Annotated in this window: 22 protein-coding genes; 11 read left to right on the top strand and 11 right to left on the bottom strand. The window is 68.2% G+C overall.

The genetic code is table 11. The features are described 5' to 3' along the window. Together OPU67_RS08770 and OPU67_RS08765 are read left to right on the top strand one after the other, a co-directional pair. A partial coding sequence (locus OPU67_RS08770; protein ID WP_267619155.1) for a methyl-accepting chemotaxis protein occupies nt 1–1,252 on the top strand: 1,252 nt, incomplete at its 5' end. 84 nt (nt 1,253–1,336) lie between these two features. Next, nucleotides 1,337–3,196, top strand: coding sequence for a methyl-accepting chemotaxis protein (locus tag OPU67_RS08765; RefSeq protein ID WP_267619154.1), 1,860 nt, complete (start codon nt 1,337–1,339; stop codon nt 3,194–3,196). 12 nt (nt 3,197–3,208) lie between these two features. On the opposite strand, the gene OPU67_RS08760 is transcribed toward OPU67_RS08765, so the two are convergent. The 3 genes from OPU67_RS08760 to OPU67_RS08750 form a co-directional block, all read right to left on the bottom strand. Continuing rightward, the gene (locus OPU67_RS08760; RefSeq protein ID WP_267619153.1) at nt 3,209–3,802 is read right to left on the bottom strand and encodes an HD domain-containing protein; all 594 of its coding nucleotides are present in this window, start codon (nt 3,800–3,802) and stop codon (nt 3,209–3,211) included. Nucleotides 3,803–4,088: 286 nt separating this feature from the next. After that, entirely contained in the window at nt 4,089–6,431 is a 2,343-nt protein-coding gene (locus tag OPU67_RS08755) for a TonB-dependent receptor (RefSeq protein WP_267619152.1), read from the bottom strand. A gap of 61 nt (nt 6,432–6,492) precedes the next feature. Further along, on the bottom strand, nt 6,493–7,230 hold the full coding sequence (locus OPU67_RS08750) for a TetR/AcrR family transcriptional regulator (protein WP_267619151.1): 738 nt from the start codon (nt 7,228–7,230) through the stop codon (nt 6,493–6,495). A 112-nt stretch (nt 7,231–7,342) separates the two neighbouring features. Here OPU67_RS08750 and OPU67_RS08745 point away from each other — a divergent pair, with 112 nt between their 5' ends. Then, nucleotides 7,343–8,269, top strand: coding sequence for an alpha/beta hydrolase (locus OPU67_RS08745; protein WP_267619150.1), 927 nt, complete (start codon nt 7,343–7,345; stop codon nt 8,267–8,269). A 7-nt stretch (nt 8,270–8,276) separates the two neighbouring features. Here OPU67_RS08745 and OPU67_RS08740 read toward each other — a convergent pair whose 3' ends face one another. Genes OPU67_RS08740 through OPU67_RS08730 form a run of 3 tightly spaced genes read right to left on the bottom strand, consistent with a single transcriptional unit; the run spans nt 8,277 to nt 12,052 of the window. Continuing rightward, the gene (locus OPU67_RS08740) at nt 8,277–9,728 is read right to left on the bottom strand and encodes an MFS transporter (protein ID WP_267619149.1); all 1,452 of its coding nucleotides are present in this window, start codon (nt 9,726–9,728) and stop codon (nt 8,277–8,279) included. Next, complete coding sequence (locus OPU67_RS08735; RefSeq protein ID WP_267619148.1) at nt 9,725–11,404, bottom strand: GMC oxidoreductase; 1,680 nt, start codon at nt 11,402–11,404, stop codon at nt 9,725–9,727. Before OPU67_RS08735 ends, OPU67_RS08740 begins: the two co-directional genes overlap by 4 nt. A gap of 12 nt (nt 11,405–11,416) precedes the next feature. Then, nucleotides 11,417–12,052, bottom strand: coding sequence for a gluconate 2-dehydrogenase subunit 3 family protein (locus tag OPU67_RS08730; protein WP_267619147.1), 636 nt, complete (start codon nt 12,050–12,052; stop codon nt 11,417–11,419). Between the two features lie 90 nt (nt 12,053–12,142). On the opposite strand from OPU67_RS08730, the gene OPU67_RS08725 reads away from it, so the two are divergent. The 4 genes from OPU67_RS08725 to OPU67_RS08710 all read left to right on the top strand — a co-directional run bounded on the left by OPU67_RS08725 (nt 12,143) and on the right by OPU67_RS08710 (nt 15,663). Beyond that, nucleotides 12,143–12,751 (top strand): thioredoxin family protein, encoded by a 609-nt coding sequence (locus tag OPU67_RS08725; RefSeq protein WP_267619146.1) that lies wholly within the window; start codon nt 12,143–12,145, stop codon nt 12,749–12,751. A 4-nt stretch (nt 12,752–12,755) separates the two neighbouring features. Next, the gene (locus OPU67_RS08720) at nt 12,756–13,295 is read left to right on the top strand and encodes a hypothetical protein (protein WP_267619145.1); all 540 of its coding nucleotides are present in this window, start codon (nt 12,756–12,758) and stop codon (nt 13,293–13,295) included. A gap of 98 nt (nt 13,296–13,393) precedes the next feature. After that, nucleotides 13,394–14,731 (top strand): MFS transporter, encoded by a 1,338-nt coding sequence (locus OPU67_RS08715; protein ID WP_267619144.1) that lies wholly within the window; start codon nt 13,394–13,396, stop codon nt 14,729–14,731. Further along, on the top strand, nt 14,728–15,663 hold the full coding sequence (locus OPU67_RS08710) for a ThuA domain-containing protein (RefSeq protein WP_267619143.1): 936 nt from the start codon (nt 14,728–14,730) through the stop codon (nt 15,661–15,663). The genes OPU67_RS08715 and OPU67_RS08710 overlap by 4 nt, the downstream gene beginning before the upstream one ends. 60 nt (nt 15,664–15,723) lie before the next feature. On the opposite strand, the gene OPU67_RS08705 is transcribed toward OPU67_RS08710, so the two are convergent. Genes OPU67_RS08705 through OPU67_RS08695 form a run of 3 tightly spaced genes read right to left on the bottom strand, consistent with a single transcriptional unit; the run spans nt 15,724 to nt 17,769 of the window. Further along, nucleotides 15,724–16,497, bottom strand: a complete 774-nt coding sequence (locus OPU67_RS08705; protein ID WP_267619142.1) for a TIM barrel protein — start codon at nt 16,495–16,497, stop codon at nt 15,724–15,726. Nucleotides 16,498–16,522: 25 nt separating this feature from the next. Next, nucleotides 16,523–17,365 carry a nuclear transport factor 2 family protein gene (locus tag OPU67_RS08700; RefSeq protein WP_267619141.1) on the bottom strand — a complete coding sequence of 281 codons (843 nt, stop codon included), beginning with the start codon at nt 17,363–17,365 and terminating at the stop codon, nt 16,523–16,525. Further along, entirely contained in the window at nt 17,362–17,769 is a 408-nt protein-coding gene (locus OPU67_RS08695) for a DoxX family protein (protein ID WP_267619140.1), read from the bottom strand. Before OPU67_RS08695 ends, OPU67_RS08700 begins: the two co-directional genes overlap by 4 nt. Before the next feature lie 190 nt (nt 17,770–17,959). Between OPU67_RS08695 and OPU67_RS08690 the strand changes: the two genes are divergently transcribed. After that, nucleotides 17,960–18,982: a sugar phosphate isomerase/epimerase family protein gene (locus OPU67_RS08690; RefSeq protein ID WP_267619139.1), complete on the top strand. Its 1,023-nt coding sequence runs from the start codon at nt 17,960–17,962 to the stop codon at nt 18,980–18,982. A 14-nt stretch (nt 18,983–18,996) separates the two neighbouring features. Beyond that, a complete protein-coding gene (locus tag OPU67_RS08685) occupies nt 18,997–19,371 on the top strand; it encodes a C-glycoside deglycosidase beta subunit domain-containing protein (RefSeq protein ID WP_267619138.1) in 375 nt (124 codons plus the stop codon). An 84-nt stretch (nt 19,372–19,455) separates the two neighbouring features. On the opposite strand, the gene OPU67_RS08680 is transcribed toward OPU67_RS08685, so the two are convergent. Then, nucleotides 19,456–20,511, bottom strand: a complete 1,056-nt coding sequence (locus OPU67_RS08680; protein ID WP_267619137.1) for a sugar phosphate isomerase/epimerase family protein — start codon at nt 20,509–20,511, stop codon at nt 19,456–19,458. A gap of 14 nt (nt 20,512–20,525) precedes the next feature. Continuing rightward, a complete protein-coding gene (locus OPU67_RS08675) occupies nt 20,526–21,641 on the bottom strand; it encodes a Gfo/Idh/MocA family protein (protein ID WP_267619136.1) in 1,116 nt (371 codons plus the stop codon). Between OPU67_RS08675 and OPU67_RS08670 the strand changes: the two genes are divergently transcribed. Both OPU67_RS08670 and OPU67_RS08665 read left to right on the top strand, forming a co-directional pair. After that, on the top strand, nt 21,592–21,798 hold the full coding sequence (locus OPU67_RS08670; RefSeq protein WP_267619156.1) for a hypothetical protein: 207 nt from the start codon (nt 21,592–21,594) through the stop codon (nt 21,796–21,798). The two genes, OPU67_RS08675 and OPU67_RS08670, sit on opposite strands and share 50 nt — an antisense overlap. Nucleotides 21,799–21,839: 41 nt before the next feature. Then, nucleotides 21,840–23,045 (top strand): MFS transporter, encoded by a 1,206-nt coding sequence (locus OPU67_RS08665; protein WP_267619135.1) that lies wholly within the window; start codon nt 21,840–21,842, stop codon nt 23,043–23,045. Nucleotides 23,046–23,130: the final 85 nt, after the last annotated feature.

Raw genomic sequence — 23,130 nt, 5'->3', positions numbered from 1 at the left:
GGGCAGCATCCCGACCATCATCGCGAGCGTCGTCATAACGATCGGCCGTGCGCGTTCGCGGCAGGCGGCGCTGATCGGGCGGCTGCTTGCCTTGTGGATCGCGCTTGCCACGCTGCTGACGCTCGTCACTCTCATGGCCCAGCGCTATTTCAACCGCAGCGTCGGCGCGACGCTTTCCGCGATGGCGGGGCAGATGACCCGGATCGCCGCGGGCGAACGCGACGTCGCGATCAGCGGCAAGGAACGCGCCGACGAGATCGGCGCCATGGCCCGCGCCACCGAGGTGTTCCACCGCGCCGGGATGCGGCTCGAGAAACTGAGCCGCGAACGCGCCGAGGCGGCCCGCGCCGAGCTCGAGGCGCGGGGCCGAGAGCAGGCCCTCGCCGAGGAAGCGCGCGCCGAGCAGGTGCGCGCGATCCGCGCCATCGCCGACCAGTTCGAACGCACCGTCGGCGAGGTCGTCACCGGGGTGGTTGCCGCCTCCGGCCAGTTGCAATCGACCGCCACCGCGATGTCCGCCACCGCCGGGGATGCCGCCGCGCGCACCGGCGAGGCTTCGGCGGCGATGCAGGAGGCCAATCTCGGCGCCAGCGCGGCGGCTGCGGCGAGCGACGAGTTCGCCATGTCGATCGGCGAGATCAGCCGCCAGGCCGCCTCCTCCGCCGCGCTCGCCCGCGAGGCGACGCAATCCGCGCGGCAGGCCGACAGCACCATCGGCGCGCTTTCGCATTCGGCCAGCGAAGTCGGCCAGATCGTCGAGCTGATCCGCACCATTGCCCAGCGCACCAACCTGCTCGCCTTGAACGCCAGCATCGAGGCCGCACGTGGCGGCGAGGCGGGGCGCGGCTTTGCGGTGGTGGCGAGCGAGGTCAAGGAACTCGCCAACCAGACCGCGCGCGCGACCGAGCAGGTTTCCGAACAGATCCGCGCGATGCAGTCCACGACCGATGCGAGCGTCGCCGTGCTGCGCACCATCGCCGCGCAGATCGAGGAGCTGGAAACCACCGCCATCGCCATTGCCAGCGCCGTCGACCAGCAATCGGTCGCCGGGCACGATCTGGCCCGCAGCATCGATCTGGCCGCGCGCGGCACCGAAAGGGTCGCCGTCCATGTCGAGACCGTGCGCGACCTGTCGCTCTCGACCGGGGCGGCCGCCGCGCAGGTGCTGGACAGCGCGACCAGTCTCGAACACCAGGCCGCCACCCTGCGCGGCGAAGTGCAGGCCTTCCTTTCCCGAGTGCGCACCGGCTGATCCGCAAACCCCCGTAAGCATCAAGCTTTTTGCAAGGATTATCCTTCACAAAAGCTTGCGAACGAGCCCCGGGGGATGAGCGGCATGAACATGATGAGCCTTCAGGAGCGACGCGAGGAGGAGGCCGTGCCCGATTTCGTGCGCGATCTGCGCGCCGATTTCGCGCTCGGCGAGGACGCGGCCCCGGCGGCGGACCTTGCCGCGCCGCGCGCCACGCTGCTTGAACGCATCACCTGGTTCCGCAACCTGCCGCTTGCGCACAAGATCAACACGGTGTTCGGCACCTTCCTCGGCGTCGGCCTCCTGATGGTGGTTGTGCTGGGCGGCGGTCTGACGGAGCTGTGGACCCGCTACAACGCCTCGGCCCGCGTGCAGGAGACGCTGGTGGCGGCAGGCCAGCTGCAGACGGCGGCGGGGGACCTGCGCTACAATTCGGTGCGGGTGCTCTATGACCCCAGCGGGCCCTTGCGCGAGGCGCAGCGCGGCGCGGGCAGCGCCGTCCTGACGCAGCTTGCCGCGATCGAAACCGCGCTCGCGGCCGAGGCGCCCGAGCTTGCGCCCCGCGCCGCCACGGTGCGCAGCGCCATCACCCGCTTCGAGACCGCCTTCGACCGCGCCGGCGATGCCGCGCGCAGCGGGGGCGATGCCAATGCCGCCGCCGCGACCGTCGCCGCCGAGGGCGATGCGCTGATCGCCGCCAGCCGCGAACTTGCCGCCGCGATCGCCGCGCGCGGCGAAGCGCAGGAGGCGACCGGCATCGGCTATTTCTTCGACCTCGTGATGATCCTCGGCGTGCTCGCGGTGGTCGGCGGCGGCGTGCTGGTACTCGGCCTTGCCTACCTGTCGCGCGATTTCTCGCGCAAGATCGTCGAGATCACCGAGGCGATGACCCGGCTGGCCGACGGCAACCGCGAATTCGCCATCGCCGGTGCTGACCGCAAGGACGAAATCGGCGCGATGGTGCGCGCGCTCGACCTGTTCAAGCGCGCCAGCAAGCGGCTCGAGACCTGGGCGCGCGAGCGTTCGGAGAAGGCCGAGCTCGAGCTGCAACTCCAGCAGGACCGCGAGCGCGAGCGCCTGGAAGCCGAAGCGAAGAAGGCGGCGCTTCTCGACGAGGTCGCGCGCCAGTTCGAACGCACGGTCGGCGACGTGGTGAGCGGCGTGGCGGCGGCATCGAGCCAGCTCCACACCACCGCCACCCGCATGGCCCAGAGCGCCGAGGAAGCCAGCCGCCGCACCGGCGAGGTCGCGACCTCGATGGAGGAAGCCAATGCCGGCGCCACCGCGGCCGCCGCGGCGAGCGACGAATTCGCCCTGTCGATCAGCGAGATCAGCCGCCAGGCGGCCTCCTCGAGCGAACTCGCGCGGCTCGCTTCCGAGGCCACCGGCGAGGCGGACGAGACCATCTCCGCCCTTGCTGCCTCGGCGGAGGAAGTCGGCCAGATCGTCGAGCTGATCCAGACCATCGCCCAGCGCACCAACCTGCTCGCCTTGAACGCCTCGATCGAAGCCGCCCGCGGCGGCGAGGCGGGGCGCGGCTTTGCGGTCGTCGCCAGCGAGGTCAAGGAACTCGCCATGCAGACCAGCCGCGCGACCGAGAAGGTCGCCGAGCAGATCCGCGCGATGCAATCGACCACGGGCGCCTCCGTCAAGGCGCTCAGGGCCATCGCGGGGCAGGTCAAGGACCTCGAATCCACCGCCGTCTCGATCGCGACCGCCGTCGACCAGCAATCGGTCGCGGGCCGCGATCTGGCCCAGTCCATCGACCTTGCCGCGCGCGGCACCGAAAAGGTGGCAGGCCATATCGAGGACGTGCGCCAGCTCTCGCTCTCGACCGGCGCGGCGGCCAGCCAGGTGCTGTCCAGCGCCAACGAATTGGAAGCCCAGGCCGCCCACCTCGGCGACCAGGTGCGCGGCTTCCTGCGCACCGTGCGCGCCGGGTAAACCGCAAGCGCCTCAGGCGCGGACCGCCAGTTCCTCCATCTCATCGACCTCGCGGGCGAAGCGTTCGGCGGCGGTGCCGGGGGCGTGCGCGCGGAAGGCGTCGGAGAGCGCGCGGTAATACCACAGGCTCCCGTCCTTGCCGCCGGTGAAGCGCGCCCACACCGCCGCGCCATGGGCGCGCAGGTCGGCGTTGATGGCGGCCGCGTTGTGGGTCTTGTCGGCAAGGCTCACCGCGAGACTGCGCGCGGGCTTTGTCGCGAGGCTGGCGATATAGGCCTCCTTGCGCGGGCGCCACGCGGGCTTGGGATCGCCGTGCGCGTCGGTGCAGTCGGCAACCATCGCCGCGACATCCTCGCCGTAGCGCTCGCGGATGTCCGCGAGGCGCGGAAGCCCGCCCTGGTCCTCGACCGCATCGTGCAGCAGCGCGGCGATGGCCTGATCCTCGTCCACCCCGTTCTCGAGCGCGATCGCCGCGACGCCGAGGAGGTGCGAGACATAGGGCACACCGCTCCCTTTGCGCACCTGGAGGCGGTGGATCCGGCTGGCATAGGCGAGCGCATCGTCGAAGCGCTCGGTGAGAAGGGGGGTGGCGGCGGCGTCGTTCATCGCTGGATCCTCCTGTCGTCCGGAGCCCGCGCACCAGGATCGTCCGGCAGCGAGGCTGCGGACGCGGATGGCGACAATCGGGCTGTTGAAAGCGGAAGCGCGGCGCGCCCTCACACGGGGGCCGGGCTCTGCCAGAACACCCTATCACCGATGCGGGGTTTGGCAAGCGCGGCGCCGTCTTGCCCGAGGGTCGCGTGAGGTCGGCTGCCAAACGGCAAGGGCCGGGCGGATGCGATCCGCCCGGCCCCTTGCGATCGGTCGGGGTCTGGGGCCCCGCCTGTCAGGTTCAGAAGTCGAAGCCGACACGCATTCCGTAAGTGCGCGGCGGAGCGAACTGCCAGTTGTAAATGCGATCCGCTCCCGCGACGACGAAGGCCGCGAAGGATAAGGGACGCTCGTTTTCGATGTTCCGGACGAAAGCCTGGATGAACCATTGGCCGCCGGTCGGGCGGAACGTGAGGTTTGCATCGGTCTGCGTGAAGGATCCCTGACGGGAGTCGTTGTAGTTGAAGATGTCCGTGAAATAGGCGCTCTTGAACACTGAGAAGATGCTGGCCGTCAGCGTCCCGATATCGCCAATCTTGAAATCGTGATCGTAGCCGAGATTGAGCGTCCAGGCCGGCGTGTAGGGGGGTGTGTTGTTGCCAAGGTCGGGCTGTGTGATCCGACCCGGTGTGGTTGCAAGGTCACCCACTGCCGCTGACCCGTTTCCGCTGCACCCGGGATTGACACACAAGACCGGGATCGACGCCAGCAACGAACCGTAGGACGCGTTGACGTAATTGATCGATCCGCGCAGTCTGCCATTCTCCCCAATCGCAATCTGGGCGTCGAGTTCCGCGCCATAAATTTCGGCCGAACCCGCGTTGAACACCTGCCCGCCGAGCGCGGAGTCGATCAGCACGTTCACCTGCAGATCGGTGTAATCGTAGTAGAACGCCGCAATGTTGACGAAGCTCTGACCGTTGGGGCCGAAATTGAACTTCGCTCCAGCCTCATAGGCGGTGTTCTTTTCAGGATTGTAGGTGCCCACGGCATCGAAGCCGCCGCCCTTGAACCCGGTCGCGACCCGACCGTAAACCAGCGTATCCGCGTCGGGTTGATAATTGAGGCCCACGGTCCATGTGAAGGCTTCATCCTCGGCGACGAGATTCCGGTTCACGATCGGCGCTGGGAACACAGTCGGACGAACCGGACCGGTGTTGAACAGCGGATTGGCGGGCTGGTTGATCGCCCCCGGATAGTTGACGAACAAGGCGTCACGATCCTCGGACGTGTACCGCCCCCCAACAACTAGGGTGAGCTTATCTGTCAGACTGACGTCGGCTTGACCGAAGACGGCATAGCTGTCCGAGTTGACGTCGCGCAGGAAGTAGTTGACGTAGCCGCCGTTGGGTCCGAGCAGGAAGGGCGGCGGCGGAGCACGGTAAAGGCCGCGCTCGATGTCCTGCTTCTCGTTGAAATAGAAAGCACCAGCCTGCCACTTGAAGCCGGTCTCCTCGCCGGTCAGCAGGAACTCGTGGCTCTGGGTCTCAACATCCTCTCTGAAGTTGTTGAAGATGTAGTTGGGCTGGAGCGTAAGCGGTCCGCCACGATCGGTGGTGCGGTAACCCACGCGGTAGGCGGCAGTGACACCGCCGAAGTCATACGCAATGCGGCCACGGCCAATCCAGGCATCGTTGACGAAACGCCCCAGACCAGTCGAAGGCGCGTTGTAGCTCTGCCGGTTGATACCTTCGAGCCGGTTGGTGTTGCGCGGAATGCACTGCGTGCCCGGAACAGCCGGCGCGATCTCGACGAAGCCCTGGACCCCGCCGCAACCTGCCCCAGGCGTATTGCCCGGAAGCAGGAAGTTGAAGGTTGCGGTGATCGGCGGCACCACCTCACTGTAGACGTGTTCAATGGCGGCATTGATCGTCAAGCCTTCGACCGGCTCTAGCCGCAGCGAGGCACGCAGGCCAAGGGTGTCATCATCCTGGCTGCGCGCGTTGAAGTTGGGGTGGAAGTTGTACCCGTCGCGCTTGGAATATTGGCCCGCGAACCGGATTCCGCCAACGTCCCCGAGCGGCACATCGACACCCCCCTCCACGATCAGGTGATCGAAATTGCCGTAGCTGATGCTGCCATTGGCGCTGAAAGTGTCGCCGGGCTTGCGGGTGATGAAGTTGACGGCACCGGCGGTCGAGTTGCGGCCGTAGAGAGTGCCCTGCGGGCCGCGAAGGACTTCGACGCGCTCCATGTCGAACAGAGAGGCATTCAGCACCCCGCCGCGATTGAGGAATTCACCGTCGATGTTGATGGCAACGGTCTGATCCTGGGTTTCGTCGTTGCTGTTCGTGCCGACACCGCGGATCGCTACGCGGGCGTTGACGCCGTCGACGGTGACGTTGAGCACCGGAGCGAGACGCTGAATACCGGCCAGATCGGTAATGCCGGCATCCTTTACCTGCTCGCCACTAACCACGTCGATGACGATCGGCACGTCCTGCACGTTCTCCGTACGGTTCTGCGCGGTGACGACGATGGTGCCATCGTAGGGCTCGGCATCTTCGGCCGTTTTTTCCTGCGCGAAAGCGACGCCCGGGACGACCAGTATAGTGGACGCGAGCAGGCTTGCGATGAGTTTCATGATCACTCCCCCAATATCCGGTCCGCCTTTTTGGCGGATCCTATGAAACTAATATCAGAATTTATGTTCTAGTAATGAGGTCCCCCGCACCTGTCAACACCCCGCCTTGCGTCTCCACTTTCGGCGCGGGAGCGGAGCGGAAGAAGGCGGCGATCATCGACGCGAGGTCCTGCTTCAGCATCGTCCAGTCGCCCTCCCACGCCGCATCCGTCGCCGAGCCGAAGCCGAGGTAGCGGGCGATCGCGGCGTAGAGGATGCGGAACGAGCTATCGACGGCGCGCGCCGGATCGGGGTGGCCCATCGCCTCGCGGTACGCCAGCAGCGCGGCCGTGTAGGTTGCGACCGTCTGCGAATAGAAGCGCTTGCCGGTGACCGCGACCTGCCGATCGTCGCTGGCGATCCGCATCAGTGCCGCCATCGGTGCGGCATGGGCGCGCAGCGTCTCGGCGATCGCCTCGATCAGGCGCTCCACCAGCTGGTCGAGCGACGCGCGGGTGGCGATTGCCTGCCCGATCCGCTCGCCCATCTCGCGGTTGACCCGCTCGAGCACGCGCAGCTGCACCGCATGGAGCAGCGCCTCCTTGTTCTCGAAGCGGTTGTAGATCGACCCGATCGAGACCCGCGCGAGCCGGCTGACCTCGCCCAGGGTGAAGTCGCCGCTGCCCCGCTCGCCCAGCAGAACCTCGGTGGCGGCCATCATCCGGTCGTAGGATTCGCGGCTGCGCCCCTGCAACGGTGCGCGCAGGGCCGATGCCAGCCCGGCATCCTCGCGCATCGCGTCATGGATCGCGCCCCGCATCCCCTCTCCTGTGCCGGTGCGCTGTGGACTTTACCGAACAATAATTATAATTTTATCCTTGCGTCAATCCGGCAGCAGCCCGGAGCATCCGCACAGAGAGGAGATCGTCCCTGTGAAGCGTATCGCCATGACCATCCTGCTGGCCGCCGCGATCTCAGCCGCGCCGGTCAGCGGCCAAGAATTCCATGCCGACTATGTTGCGATTTCCCCGCCGCATCAGCCGGGTGCGGTGTTTCTCCCCAGCGTTGCCGCCGACGCGACCGACACCGAACAGTGGATGACCCAGAACGGGGTGATCGGCGTGCGCAACGTCAGCAGGCCGACGCTGGTGCCGGTCCTGCCGGCCGGGCCATCGACGGGCGCGGCGGTGATCGTCGCGCCGGGCGGCGGGTTCCTGGGCCTCGCGATCGATCATGAAGGCTGGCAGGTCGCCCGCTGGCTGGCGAACCACGGCATCGCCGCCTTCGTGCTCAAGTACCGGGTGCTGCCCACCCCGCGCGACAATATGCAGTTCCGTGACGAGAACAACGCGGTGCGCAACGGCGGCAAGGCAAGCTTCGCGCCGCCGGGCAACACCCCGGATGCGGCGCTGGCCGACGGGATTGCCGCGCTGCGCCATGTGCGCGCCAATGCTGCCGCCTACCGCGTCGATCCGGAGCGCGTCGGCTTCATGGGCTTCTCCGCCGGGGGGTTCCTGACCCGCTCGGTGGTCGAGAAGGGCGGCGCGGACGCGCCCGCCTTCGCCGCACCGATCTATCCCAGCATGGCGCCGATGACCGTCCCCGCCAAAGCCCCGCCGATGTTCGTGCTGATCGCGGCGGACGACTTCCTGCTCCAGCGCGAGAAGGGCCTGCCGCTGATCGAGAGTTACCGCGCGGCGGGCGCGCCGATCGAGTTCCACCTCCTCGCCAATGGCGGTCACGGTTTCGGGCTGGCGCAAGGCACGGCGGGCAAGGCGAGCGAGGACTGGATCACGCTCTTCCACCGCTGGCTGGGGGCAATCGGGATGCTGGGCGACGCGCCGCCGCCGCAGCCCTGAGCGCCGCTCAGGCCGCCTTGGCGAGCGCCGGTTCGGGCCGGAAGATCACGCCCGGCAGGCGCAGCGCGAGCAGCGTGGCAAGCGCCAGCAGGCTCGCCGTCACCAGCCCCGCGCCCAGCGAGGGTCGCAGGCCCCCGCCGTCGGCGAGCAGGAAATAGACGCTCCCGTTGAGCGCGATCCCCAGCGCGCTGCCGATCTGCTGCGAGGTCTTGAGCATCCCGCTCGCCGCGCCGGCATGGTCCCTGTCGACCTGCGCGAGGGTGACCGGGGCGATGCAGCCCGACAGCGAGCCCATGCCCGTCCCGCCCAGCACCAGCGGCGCGACCAGCAGGGTCCAAGGCCAGGCCCACGGGCCGATCCCGGCGAGGATCACCAGCACGCTTGCCATCATCGTGACGCCGCCTGCCACCAGCACCCACTTGCCGATGCGCGGCAGGAAGTTGCGCCCCAGAACCGCGATCCCGAGCATCGCGCCGAGGCCATAGGGCATATGCAGAAGCCCGGTGGCGAGCGGGCTCTCCCCGCGTTCGGTCTGGAGCGCGAAGGCGAAGGTCAGCAGGAACCCGGCGCTCGCCGTGGCGAAGGTCGTCGAGATCGCAAGGCCGAGCCGGAACGGCCGGATCGCCAGCAGCGAGGGATCGAACACCGCCGCGCGGCCCGCTCGCACCCGTGCGCCGGCATGGCGCCAGGTGAGCGCCGCGAGCGGCACCGCCAGCGCCATCAGCAGCGGCTCGGCCATGCCCCAGCCGCGCTCGGCGCGGGTCAGCGGCCAGAGCAGGCACAGCACGGCGAGGCCGAACAGCACGATCCCCTGCCCGTCGAACCCGCCCGCGCGCGCAGACCGGCGGTCGGGCAGGAACAGGAAGCCCGAAACCAGCGCGAAGATCCCCACCGGCAGGTTGATGAGGAAGATCAGCCGCCAGCCGAGGCCGAAGAGGTCGAGCTCGATCAGCAGCCCGCCCAGCACCGGCCCGGCAATCGCCGCGAGGCCGCCGACCAGCCCGAACAGCGCCAGCTTGGACACCCGCTCGAGCGGGGTGAACAGCACCTGCATCAGCGCCAGCGCCTGCGGCGACATGATCGCCCCCGAGGCGCCCTGTGCGAGCCGCGCCAGCACCAGCTGGCTCGGGCTCTGCGCAAGGCCGCAGGCGACCGAGGCGAGGGTGAAGCCCGTCACCCCCAGCAGGAACACCTGCCGGTAGCCGAGCGCGTCCCCCAGCCGCCCGCCCGCCATCAGCAGCAGCGCGAAGCTCAGCGCATAGCCCGCGACGATCCACTGCACCGCCTCGGCCGAGGCGCCGAGGCCGGTGGTGATCGCCGGCAGCGCGGTGTTGACGATGGTGAGATCGACGATCTCCAGCACCACCGCCACGATCAGCGTCATCAGCGCGAGGTTCTTCTGGCGCGGCGTCAGCGCCGGCGGCGGCGCGGCGTCATCGGGGCTGGCGTGAGGGGTCAAAGCTTGCCCTCGCGCAGCATCGAGGCCGCCGCATCGCAGGCCCGCGCGGTCAGCGCCATGTAGGTGAGCGAGGGGTTCTGGCAGGCCGAGGAACTCATCTGCGCCCCGTCGGTGACGAACAGGTTGGGGATGTCGTGCGCCTGGCTCCAGCGGTTCAGCACCGAGGTTGCCGGGTCATGCCCCATGCGCGCGCCGCCCATCTCGTGGATCGCGCTGCCGCCGGCACCGGGCTGGTCGAAGCCCATGATGACCTTGCCACCCGCCCTGGTCAGCATCTCGGCCGCATCGGCCTTGGCCTGGGCAAGCGCGGCGCGTTCCTCCTTGCCGAAGGCGAAGGCGATGTTGAGCTGCGGGATGCCGTCCGCATCGACCGCCTTGGGATCGAGCGTCAGGCGGTTGCTCGCGCGCGGGACGCAGTCGGCAAAGGCGACCAGCACCATGCGCCACATCCCCGGCTGGCGCAGCTTCGCCTTGAGATCGGCGCCGATGCCCGGATCGCGCTTGCCCGCCGTCCAGGTGCTCTGCAGGGCGCCGCCCTGGTAGGAATAGCCGCGCGTGTGCCCCTCCCCGTCCATCGCCTCCATGTTGCGGTAGCGCGCGACGATCACCCCGGTCGGGCGGTTGCCGGTGGTGGTGCGCCCCTCGAAGCCCGGCATCAGCGCGATGGCCGACAGGGTGCTGGCGTGATCCATGATGTGCGTGCCGAGCACCCCGCTCGCATTGGCGAGCCCGCCGGGCATCGCCTCGCTCGCCGAATTGAGCAGCAGGTGGACCGAGTTGAAGGCGCCGGCGTTGAGGAACACCATGCGCGCGGTTGCGCTCTTGCGGGTCTTGCTGGTGCGGTCGAGATAGCGCACCCCGGTCACGCGGCGGGTGGCGGGGTCATAGTCGACCTTCTCCACCACGGCATCGGTGACGACCGTCAGCCGCCCGGTCGCCATCGCGGCCGGAAGCGTGCTCGACTGGGTCGAGAAATAGGCGCCGTAGGAACAGCCGCGCGCGCAGATCGAGCGGTTCTGGCAGGTGCCGCGTTCGCCGATGGCCTGCGTCAGATTGGCGGTGCGGCCGATGGTCAGGCAGCGTTCGGGCCAGTTGGCCTTCATCACCTCGCGCACGTGGCGCTCGACCGGGTTCAGCGCCATGGGCGGCTGGAAGCGCCCGTCGGGCAGCTGCGCGAGGCCCTCGGCCGCGCCCGAGACGCCGATGAACTCCTCGACCTTGTCGTACCACGGGGCGAGATCGGCGTAGCGGATCGGCCAGTCGGTGCCGTGCCCGTCGCGCTTGTTGGCCGCGAAATCGTAGTCCGACCAGCGGTAGGACTGCCGCCCCCAGGTCAGCGAGCGCCCGCCCAGCTGGTAGGAGCGGAACCAGTTGAAATCGGTGCCTTCGGCCTTTGTGTAGGGGTTCTCCGAATCCTTGACGAAGTGGCCTTGCGTGTACTCGTTGAAGTGGCGGTTGAGCATCTGCACCGGGTAGTCCCGCGCATAGGCCGCCTGGTCGCCCTCGCCGCGGAACGGCATTTCCCAGGGGGTCTTGAGCTCGGTCGCGTAATCTTGCTGGTGGCGGATGTTGCGCCCCCGCTCGATCATCAGCACCTTCAATCCGGCCTCGGTCAGTTCCTTGGCCGCCCACCCGCCGGTGATCCCCGAACCCACCACGATCGCGTCGAAATCCATGTCTGCCGCCCCTCAGCCGAAATCCACCGCGGTCCAGTCGCTCGAAAAAGCGCGGGTCTGCGGGGTGACGGGAACATCCGGCGCAAAGGTGCCGGGCACGAGTTCGAAGGCGAGCTCCTCGGAACCGCCTGCCTCGCTGGTGTAGTAGCCGGTGAGGATCAGCGCCTTGACGGTGCGCCAGGGGAGATCCTTGCCCCCCTCGCCCCACGCCTCGGCATCGAGCGCGGCAACAAGGCCCGCCTGCCGGTCGGCGGCGGCGGCGAGGAAATCGCCGCCCGCGCGCGCATCGAGCTCCGCTTCCAGCCATGTCGCCTGGTCGAGCGAGCCGTCCTTGCGGGCATGGCGGGCGAAGGCCGCGGGCGCATCCGCGGGCAGGGGCTCGCGCGATTTCTCGAGGCCGTGATCGAGCGCCAGCAGCACGAAGTCGCCCGCGCCGACATCGCCCGCGCCGGGGGTGTCGGTGGCGGGGATGACGATCTGGCTGACCTGCCGCAGCAGCGCGCGGCGCCGCTCGCTCGGCGCCGAATCGCCCGATAACAGATCGCCCCGCAGCGCCGCGACCGGCACGCCGATCACGGCGGCAAGGATTGCCGCCCCGCCGATCAACTGCCGCCGGCTCAACCCGCCGCTTGGCGATGCTGTGTCCATGGTCCGAACCCTCTCCTCGCGTCTTGTTCTTGCGCTGGTGTAGAAAAGCGATTATCAGAATACAAATTCTATTTCTAGGGGAGGGATGGGATGCTGCGCTGGTCACGGCAGCTGGATTACGGAAAGCCGGCCCCCGACTTCGTCCTGCCGGACACCGACGGCACGATGCGCCCATTGCGCGAATTCGCCGCGCCGGCGCTGCTCGTCGCCTTCATCTGCAACCACTGCCCGGTCGTGCTCCACATGATCGACGGCCTCAGCGCCTTCGCCCGCGAATACCGCCCGCTGGGGGTGGAGGTCGTCGCGATCTCGTCCAATTGGCCCGACGAATTTCCCGAGGACGATTACCCGCATATGCAGGCCTTCGCCCGCGAGCGGAACCTGCCCTTCCCCTATCTCCACGACGAGAGCCAGGACGTCGCGCTCGCCTACAACGCGATCTGCACGCCCGACTTCTTCCTCTATGGCCCGGACCGCAGGCTGTTCTACGCCGGGCAGTTCTGCGCCAGCCGTCCGCGCCTGCCGCATCCGCCGGTGCCGGGCGCGCCGCCGCAGCGCACCGACGTGGCCGTGACGGGCGAGGATATGCGCCGCGCCGCCGACGCGCTGCTGGCGGGCGCGCCCGCCCCGCAGCCGCAGGTGCCGAGCGCGGGCTGCTCGATCAAGTGGCGGCCCGGCAAGGACCCGTCGTGGGGGTGAGGCCATGACCGTCATCGCCCGGCACTGGGTCCCGGCCGCCGCCGTGGTGGCGCAGGAATGCGGCCCCGAATACCTCGGGATCGTCGACGATGCGGCATGGTCCGAAGGGCGCGGCTTCTATCGCGGTTTCTTCGCCAGCTTTTGCGTGCGGGCGGGCAAGGCGGTGTGGTTCCACTGGCCGCTGCCGACGACCGTGGAGCTGGGCGGCGAGCGGCTCGCGCTCGCCTCGGCGAGCCTCCTGTGGGAGACAGGCGAGGGTGCCGCGATCGGCTGGATGACGGTGCAGCACGGGGGCATGGACCGGATCGAGCTGACCGGGCGGATGCAGGTGCCGCCCGCGGTGCCGGTGCCCTTCGAGCCCGCGCCCGCGTTCCGCCCCTTCTGCCCGGAGAACGACCGCCAGCTCACCGAGATCGCCCTGCCCGCCCCGCTGCCGCTGCGCTTCGGGGTGCAGCTGTGCGTGATGGTGACGGCCGCCGACGACCGCGACGGCCTCGTGCGCTTCTACGGAGCGGGGGCGGACTTCGTGGCCGCACCGGCGTGACCGGAGCCATTGAACGATAACAAATAGCGGGCCGGTGCCCGCCAGGCGATCCAGGCCGGCAAGGCCGCTCGGTGCCGCACATGGGAGAGAGAATGACCATGAGCGCTGATCGTCTGCGCCTGTCCGAGAAGCTCAGCTACGGCTTCGGCGACATGGGCTACAGCCTGCCCTACAACATGGCGAGCGGCTTCCTGCTGCTCTACTATGTCAACGTCGTGGGCCTGCCGGCGGCGGCGGTCGGCACGATCTTCCTCGTCGCGCGCCTGCTCGATGCGGTGATCGACATGGGGGTGGGGATCGCGGTCGACCGCACCCGCTCGCGCTGGGGGCGCACCCGGCCCTATTTCCTGTTCACCGCGCTTCCTTATGCGCTGCTTTCGGTCGCGGTCTTCGCGGTGCCCGAGGGCTGGAGCCAGGGCGCGCAGCTCGCCTATGCCTTCGTCACCTTCAAGGCGCTCGGCATCCTGATGAGCTTCGGCGCGATCCCCTACACGGCGATGATGCCGATGATGACGGCGGACCGGGACGAGCGGCTGAAGCTCAGCGGGATGCGCTCCTTCGGGACCTCGGTCGGCGTGGTGCTGGGCACGGCGGCGGTGCAGCCGATCCTCACGGCTTTCGGGGGCGAGAAGCAGCCGGACGGCTATCTCGCCGCGGCGGCGATGTTCGGCGTGCTGTCGCTGCTGTGCATCCTCGCGCTGTTCCGCAATTGCCGGGAACGGGTGGTGGACGAGGCGCCGGCGCGTTTCCCGATCCTTCCGGAGATCGGGCGGATGCTGCGCAACCGGGCATGGGTCATCTCGTTCTTGTTCTGCTTCACCTACTTCATCCGCTTCGGCGGGATGATGGCGATCACCGCCTATTTCGCGATCGAGGTGATGCGCGCACCCTGGATGATCGGGATCATGCTCCCGGCTGTCGCGGGAACCCTGCTGCTCTCTGCCTTCGTCGCACCGCCGATCCTCGCGCGGACCGGCATCCGGCTGGGGAGCGCGGGCGCGCTCGGGCTGGCGGCGGCGCTGTTTGCGCTGCTGCCGCTCCTCGAAGGCGCCCCGCCGCTGTTCCTCGCGGTCTATGTGGCGGCCTGCCTTGCCACCTCGATCACGACGACCGCGGCCTTCACCATGTGTGCCGAGGCGGTCGACCACCACGAGGCGCTCCACGGTTCGCGCCGCGAAGGGTTGCTGTCGGCGGGCGTGAGCCTCTCGACCAAGGTCGGCATGGCCCTGGGCACAGCGGGCGTCGCCTTCGTTCTCGCCGCGAGCGGTTACGTGCCCGACGCGGTCAGCGATGCCGCGCGCGAGGCGATCCGCTGGACCTATTACGGCGGCACGGTCGCGCTGCTGCTCGCGCAGGTCGGCATCGTGCTCGCCTGGCCGCGCGCCGCCGCATCCCGGGCACCGCACATCCACCTCACCCTCGAAGGAGCCGCATGATGCGCAAGACCATCGCCGCCGCCCTGATCCTCACCGCCGGCACCGCCGCCGCGCAGGTGATCGTCACCGTGCCCTATCGCCCGCCCGAAACCGTGCAGCGCGTCGCGATCCCGGTGAACCCGGCGGAAAAGCGCCTGAAGGTGTTGATCATCTCGGGGCGCAACAGCTACGAGCACGATTGGACCGGCGTGAACAATATGCTGCGCACGCTGATGCAGGACGGCGGCCGCTTCGATGTGCGGGTGGTGGAGGATTTCGACCACGGCACGCTCGCAATGCTCGAGGCCTATGACGTCGTGCTGCTCAACTATTCGAGCCGCTGGAATTATGCCGATCCGGTGCAGGAGATCTGGTCGCCGCAAGCCTTCGAAGCGCTCTATGCCTATGTGCGCGAGGGCGGCGGGCTGGTCGCCTACCATTCGAGCTTCACCTGGGGCCGCGACATCCCCGAATACAAGAAGCTGATCGGCGCGGTGATGGAGCCCGGCACCAGCCGCCGCGCGCCGCCGGGGGCCTTCACCGTCCGGCTGATCGACCGCGGCCACCCGATCACGCAGGGCCTGCGCGAGTTCGTGTGGACCTACAACGACGATATGTACACCAACATGGCCTTCGCGCCCGACGCGAAGATCCGGGTGCTGGGCACCGCGCACGACGCGGCGGCGGCCTATGATCCCAAGCTTACCGGCCCCAAATATCCGAAGGAGGCCTACACGCCCGAGAAGCTCAAGGCGATGAAGGGGATCGACGCCGATCATCCGCAGCTGTGGGTGCAGGACTACGGCAAGGGGCGGGTGTTTGCGATCACGCTCGGCCACGACGAGGTGAGCCTGCACTTCCAGCCGCTCCAGACGCTGATCCTGCGCGGCACCGAATGGGCGGCGACCGGCAAGGTCACGCTGCCGGTGCTCGAAGAGGCCAAGGACTACTGAGGAAACAAAAAGGGGTGCCCCGCGGGCACCCCAGGTGAGGAGACGGTTGTGCGCTCGGGCTCAGGCGGCGAGCGCGCGGACATGCGCCAGCGCCGCTGCCGTGTCCGCGCCCGTCGGGGTCAGTTCAAGGCCGAGCGGGCCGGTGTAGCCGACGCTTGCGATCAGTTCGAGCATCGCGGGCCAATCGATCGCACCGGTGCCCGGCTCGCCCCGCCCCGGCGCATCGGCGATCTGGATATGACCAACCAGATGCGCCACCTTCGGCAACACCGTGCGCGGGTCCTCGCGTTCGGTGATCGAATGGTAGAGGTCGTAGAGCAGCTTGACCTGCGGGCTGCCGATCCGTTCGATCACGCCGACGGCATCCTCGGTCATCCCGAACAGCACGCCGGGGTGATCGACCCGGGTGTTGACCGGTTCGAGCAGGATGGTGAGGCCATGCGCCGCCGCCATATCGACCACGCTGGCGATGGCCCCCGCCACGATATCGAGCTGCGCCGGGCGCTTCATGTAGGGCACGGCAATGCCCGAAGGCACCACGATGTTGCTCGCCCCCAGTTCCGCCGCCTCGGCCGCCGCCTGGGCGAACATCTCGCGGAACCGGTGGTGCTGGTCGGCCATCACCAGCGCGATGCGCGGGTCGGTGACGGTGGCGAGCAGTTCGCATCCGGTCTCGGCCAGCGCCGCCTTGAGGCTCGGCACGTCGCGGTTGGCGGTGGTGAAGATCTCCACCTTGCGGAACCCCGCAGCGGCCGCGGCCGCCATGCGGTCTTTCAACCGCTCGCCCGCTTCGTGGAACATGTATTCGAGATTGACGCTGAGTTCGAAGGGCATCGCTTGGGTCTTTCGGTTCGGGGGATCAGTAGGCGAAGGTTTCGCTGAAGGTGCGGTAGGGCTCGGGCGGGCGCGCCTCGAGCCGCTGCGGCGTGTCGGTGCGGTACATGTTGCCCAGCACCGTCGCGGGGCCATCGACCGGCGGCATGAAGACCGGCTTGCCGTCCTCGCCCACGTACATGAGATCGACGTTGAAGGCATCGTCCTGGGCGGCCGCCGCGAAGGGAATCCAGCCCATGCCGTAGGGCGCGCGGGCGACCTCGAAGCAGTGGAAGTGCCAGATCTTCCACTCGCCGTCCTGCTTGATGAAGTCGACGCCGTATTTGAGATAGACGTTGTGCATCCACACCTTCTTGCCGCCCACCATCTCCTTCTCGAACATCCAGGCCGGCATGGTCTTGGCGTGCTCGGGATCGACGAGGCCGGATTCGAGGCCGTTGACGATCCACAGGCCCTTGGCGGTCTGGCCGTCACCGGCGATCTCGATGACCGGGGTGGTGACGTAATGCATCACCAGCTTGCCGCGCGGCGCGGGGCGGCCCTGGTGGTAGGACATGATCTTGTCCCAGTCGGTGTAGACGCCGAGGTTCGAATATTGCGAGCGCACGTCGGGCGTGCCTTTCTTGGCCCACAGCGGGATGATGTCGGTGTCGCGAAAGGCGTTGTGCAGGTACATGTAGCGGGAGAAGAGGTTCTCCACCCGCGCGCGGTCCTGCGCGGCGGCGGCGGTGCGGCGCAGCGCCTCGACCTCCCTCTCGAGCGCCGCGACGCGCTGGTCGGCGCTCTGGGCGAGGGCGGCGCCGGACGGTGCGAGCGCCATGACGGCGACGCCGGCGGCAGCGGCCAGCAAGGTGTTCCTGACAGTCATTGCGTGTCTCCCAAGGCGTGCTGTCCTTGTCGAAGATGTGCGGCGAGCGCGACGAGCGCGAGCAGGCCGACGAGCACGGCGTTCTGCGGAAGGGCAACGACCTCGCCGCGCGCGCCGTGGACGAGGGCCGCGACGAGCTGGTTGGCGATCAGCAGCAGCGCCGCGCCGCGTGCGAGGCCCCGGCCCGCCGGCAGCCAGATCGCCAGCAGCCCGCCAGCCAGCAGCAGCTCGCTCCAGCCGACGATGCGCCCTGCCCATTCCGGCAGGGCGAGGGTCCACACCCGGTGCTGCGCAAGCTCCGCGAGCGGCGAGAAGGCCTTGTGCGCGCCGACGAAGGCGAAGAACGCCGCGAGCAGCGTTGCCGCCGGCAAGGCGGCAAGCGTGATCAGCCGTTGCAGCAGCATCTGTCCTCTCCCCTCGCCCCGAGGCTATATCAATATGATAATTCTAATTCTGTCAAGCTGCGGTTGAGGGGTTGACGCGCCGGCCGATCTATAAGAATGTAAATTCTAATTAGGGCGCCGCCCCAGGAGCCGGATTCGCGCCAGCGATCCCGGCTCCGACCGACGAGAACCCACACGTGGAGAGGGTAGAATGACAAGCAAGATCAAGCGGGGCGTGAGCCTCTATTCCTTCCAGAACGACACCTTCGACGGCACCCTGACCCGCGACGACTGCATCCGCATCTCGTGCGAGCTCGGCGCCAACGGGATCGAGGTGATCGGCGAGCAGTCCTTCTGGGGCTGGCCCGAATGCGGCGTCGACAATGCCGACATCGCCGCCTTCCATGACAGCATGAAGCGCTACGGTGGGATCGGGATCAGCCACGATTTCATGCTCGACTACAAGCGCTACAAAGGCCGCCCGATGCCCTTCGAGGAGCAGGTCGCGAGCGTGCGCAAGGACATCGACTTCGGCGCCCTTCTGGGCATGAAGTATATCCGCGCGCTGGTCTCGATCGCGCCTGAGGTGCTGGTCGCCGCCGCGCCCTATGCCGAGGAGAAGGGCATCAAGATTTTGATCGAGGTCCACGCCCCGCTGCACTTCGACCACCCGTGGATCATCCGCCATGCCGAAGCCTTCGAGAAATCGGGCTCGGATGCGCTGGGCTTCCTGCCCGACATGGGGATGTTCCTCCACGCCTTCCCGCGCGTGTGGAAGGAGAAGTTCATGCGTCTCGGCGTGCCCAAGGACATCGCCGACTACATCGTCAAGGCCTACGAGGACCGCGTTCTGTCGGAATATGTGATCCTCGGCGTGCAGGAACTGGGCGGTACCGGGCCCGCGATCGCGATGGCCGAGACCCTGCGCCACAACGCCGCGTTCGAGCCCAAGCGGATGCTCGACTACATGCCGCGCATCCACAACATCCACGGCAAGTTCTATGAGGTGAACGCCGACTACGTCGACGAGAGCATCCCCTACGACGAGATCGTGCGGGTGCTGAACCAGGGCGGCTACGAGGGCTACATCTGCTCCGAATACGAAGGCAACCGCTGGATCGAGGACGCCGAGGAGCCGGATTCGGTCGAGCAGGTCCGGCGCCAGCAGGTGATGCTCGCCCGTCTGATCGGCGAGACCGAGACGCCCGCCCTGAAAACCCCGCTCGCGGCCTGAGGAGACCAAGCGCCATGATGGACCACAAGATGATCGTCGCCGGCAGCCTCGTCGCTGTCGAAGGGGGCTTCGCGCTGGAAGCCCGCCTGCCCTACTACCGCGGCCTCGGCCTGTCGATGGTCGAGAACATCGCCGTCACCGTCGACGGCGAAAGCTACCCGCGCGAGGCGGTGCGCTTCACCGTGCGGGGCACGACCTACACGCTCGACGAGATGGAAACCTGCTACGACAATCGCTGGAACTTCGGCGAGAAGGCGCTGATCACCGTGCTCGGCGCTAATCTCGCGCCCGGCCCGCACAAGGTGACGGTCTCGGTCCGCAAGCGCATCTCCTACCTGCCCTTCGTGCCGACCATGACCGCCTCCAAGGAGCTTGCGCTGGCCGCCTGACAAGCGTCGGCCACGCAGCAACGGAAAAGGCCGCCGGACCCTCTCCCCGGCGGCCTTTTTTGTGCGCGTCGAAGCTGGCGGGCGTCAGTCGATGCCCATCAGCTTGCGGTTGAGCGCGCGGTCCGCGCCGCCCGCGGCGAAGTCGTCGAAGGCGTGTTCGGTGACGCGGATGATGTGGCGGGCGATGAAGGGCGCGCCCTCTGCGGCGCCCTGTTCGGGGTGCTTGAGCGCGCATTCCCACTCCAGCACCGCCCAGCCGCCGAAATCGTTGGCGGCCATCTTGCTGAAGATCGCCGGGAAATCGACCTGACCGTCACCGAGGCTGCGGAACCGGCCGGGCCGATCGACCCACGACTGGTAGCCGCCATAGACCCCGCTGCGCCCGTTGGGGCGGAACTCGGCGTCCTTGACGTGGAAGCACTTGATGCGTTCGTGGTAGATGTCGAGATAGGCAAGGTAATCGAGCTGTTGCAGCACGAAGTGGCTGGGATCGTAGAGGATGTTGGCGCGCGGGTGGTTGCCGACCCGCTCGAGGAACATCTCGAAGGTCACGCCGTCGTGGAGGTCCTCGCCGGGGTGGATCTCGTATGCGGCATCGACCCCGTTATCGTCGAACACGTCGAGGATCGGCTTCCAGCGCCGGGCGAGTTCGTCGAAGGCGTCCTCCACCAGCCCCGCCGGGCGCGCAGGCCAGGGGTAGAAATAGGGCCAGGCGAGCGCGCCCGAGAAGGTCGCATGGGCGGTGAGGCCGAGCCGCCGGCTGGCGATCGCGGCGTTCTTGACTTGGGCCACCGCCCATTCCTGCCGCGCCTTGGGGTTGCCGTGAACCTCGGGCGGGGCGAAGCCGTCGAACTGCGCGTCGAAAGCGGGGTGGACTGCCACGAGTTGCCCCTGAAGATGCGTCGAAAGCTCGGTGATCGCGAGGCCCTTGTCGGCAAGCATCCCGGTGATCTCGTCGCAATAGGTCTGGCTTTCCGCCGCCAGCGCGAGATCGAACAGGCGCGCGTCCCAGCTGGGTATCTGGATGCCCTTGTAGCCCATCCCCGCTACCCAGTCGGCGATGGCCTCGAGGCTGTTGTAGGGAGCGGCGTCGCCGGCGAACTGGGCAAGGAAGATGGCAGGGCCCTTGATGGTCTTCATGTGGGCAAATCCTCTCAGATGGTCAGGGGCACCCAGCCGGCCTCGTCCCGGCTGGCGCGCACGGCGGTGTCGATGAAGCTCATGCCGCGCAGGGCATCCTCGATCCCCGGCAGCAGCGGGGCAGGCTCGCCGCGCAGGGTTGCGGCGAAGTCGCGGTAGAGGTTGGCGAAGGCTTCCAGATAGCCTTCGGGGTGGCCCGTCGGCGTGCGGGTGCGGCTGGCCGCGTCGGGGCCGAGCTGCGGCCCGCCCGCGTGGACGATCTCGGTGCGCCCATCGACGCTGTGGAGCGTCAGCGTGTTCGGCACCTCCTGCCGCCACAGGAGGCCGCCCTTGTCGCCATAGACGCGGATGCGCAGGCCGTTCATCTCGCCCACCTCGATCTGGCTGGCGAGCAGCACGCCGCGCGCGCCGTTGTCGTAGCGCAGCAGGACGGTGCAATCGTCGTCGACCGCCCGGCCCGGCACCACGGCCGCAAGGTCGGCGAGCAGCGCGGTCGCCTTCAGCCCGGTCACGAACTCGGCGAGGTGAAAGGCGTGGGTGCCGATGTCGCCGATGCAGCCGCCCGGGCCCGAGCGGGCCGGATCGGTGCGCCATTCGGCCTGCTTGCCCGTGGCCTCCCCGGCGAGCCAGCCCTGCGGATATTCGACCACCAGCTTGCGCACCGTGCCGAGCGCCCCGCCTGCGATCCGCGCGCGCGCCTCGCGCACCAGCGGGTAGCCGGTGTAGGTGTGGGTGAGCGCATAGGGGAGCCCGGCGGCTGCGACCGCGCTTGCCAGCGCGCGCGCCTCGGCGAGGGTGGCGGTCGCGGGCTTGTCGCTGATCACCGGATAGCCCGCCGCCAGCGCCGCGCTTGCGGCAGGCAGGTGGTGGTGATTGGGGCTGACCACGGCGACGAAATCGATGCCGTCCGCGCGCCCGCGTTCGGCCGCGAACATCGCCGCGAGGTCCGGGTAGGCGCGCGCGGGGTCGATCCGGTAGCTCTCGCCCGCAGCCCGGCTTTTCGCGGCATCGCTCGAGAAACATCCGGCGACCAGCTCGATCTCCCGGTCCATCTCTGCGGCGATGCGGTGGACCGGTCCGATGAACGAACCCGGCCCGCCGCCGATCATTCCCATTCGCAAGCGTGGCATTCTCGCTGCCCCTCCCATTCGTTATTTTGAAATCACGATTCTATTTTATGCCTTGCCCCGCCGTCAACCCGGCATCGTTGCGCCGGTGCCCTCCGGTGCTTCGTGTCAGCACTTGACCGACGCCGCCGTGCTCCATAAACTCGAACGCAAATTCTAATAATCACGAGAGTCGTTTCCCGGGAGAGAGGCGTGCAGGCAGTGACCAATTTCTTCAGGGATCTGACCCTGAAGCCGCAGGGCGTGATCGTGGTGCTCGCCGCCTTCCTGCCGATCATCGCCATCGTCGCGATGGGACCGGCGGTCCCGGCGATGATCCAGCACTTCGCCGACGATCCCGATGCGCGGGCCAAGGTGCCCGCAATGATCGGGGCGCCGGGCCTTGCGATGGCCATACTTGCCCCCTTCGCCGGCCTCTTGGTCGACCGCTTCGGGAGGCGCCCGCTGCTGCTCGCCTGCACTGCGCTTTACGGGGTGTTCGGCGCGGCGCCGCTGCTGCTGAATGACCTCGACCACATCTACTATTCGCGCCTGCTGCTGGGCGTGTCCGAGGCCGGGATCCTGACCGTGGTCAACACGCTGATCGGCGATTACTGGGACGAGAAGGGCCGCAAGAACTGGCTGTTCCTGCAAGGGCTGCTGGGGCCGTTCCTGGCGGGCTTCGTGGCGCTGATCGTCGGCTATGCCACCGCGGTCCAGTGGAACGGGGTGTTCTTCGTCTATCTCGTCGCCTTCCCGATCTGGGCGATGATGTTCGTGTGGCTGTTCGAGCCCAAGCAGGCCGCCGCCAAGGGCGTCGCCATCGCCGCTGAGATCGATGCGCCCAAGCCACCCTTCCCGGCGCTGAACCTCGCGATCATCGCGAGCGTGACGCTGTTCTGCTCGATGCTCTACTACGTCTTCATCATCAACGGCGCGCTGGTGTTCCGCGAGGTCGGCGTCACCGAACCGCAGACCTACGCCGCGCTGATCTTCATCCCCCAGTTCTTCATTCTCGCCGGCGCGGGGCTGTTCAAGCTGCTGTCGAACCACAGCTACACGGTGCAAATCGCGAGCTTCCTCGCCTTGATGGGCGCGGGCCTTGCCGCGATGGGGGTGGCGGGCACGCCGGCGATGATGGCGGCGGCGCTGATCGTCCAGCAGACCGCGGCGGGCATGGCCGTGCCGACGCTCATCAACTGGACGCAGAGCAAGTTCGACTATCACCACCGCGGCACCGGAATGGGGATGTGGACCGCCGCGTTCTTCCTCGGCCAGTCGCAATCGCCGCGGCTGGTCCACGTGCTCGATGCCGAGGTCGGCTCGATGCAGGGGGCTTTCCTCGTCGCGGGGTGTGCCGCGCTCGGCGGAGCGGCGGTGGCGGGGCTCATGGGGATGATGAGCCGCCCGCGGGTGGCGCAGGCCTGACCTCGGGACCAGCAGGGCGCGCGTCCTTGACAGTCCCTTCGCACTTGCACACATTCCGCGCGCCGCGGCCTGCCTCAGGCTGGCG

The organism is Erythrobacter sp. WG, assembly GCF_026586795.1.
In the GTDB taxonomy this organism is placed as follows: Bacteria; Pseudomonadota; Alphaproteobacteria; order Sphingomonadales; family Sphingomonadaceae; genus Erythrobacter.
The sequence above is the reverse complement of the archived record's forward strand: the minus strand, read 5'-3'. Positions and strand labels throughout refer to the sequence as shown.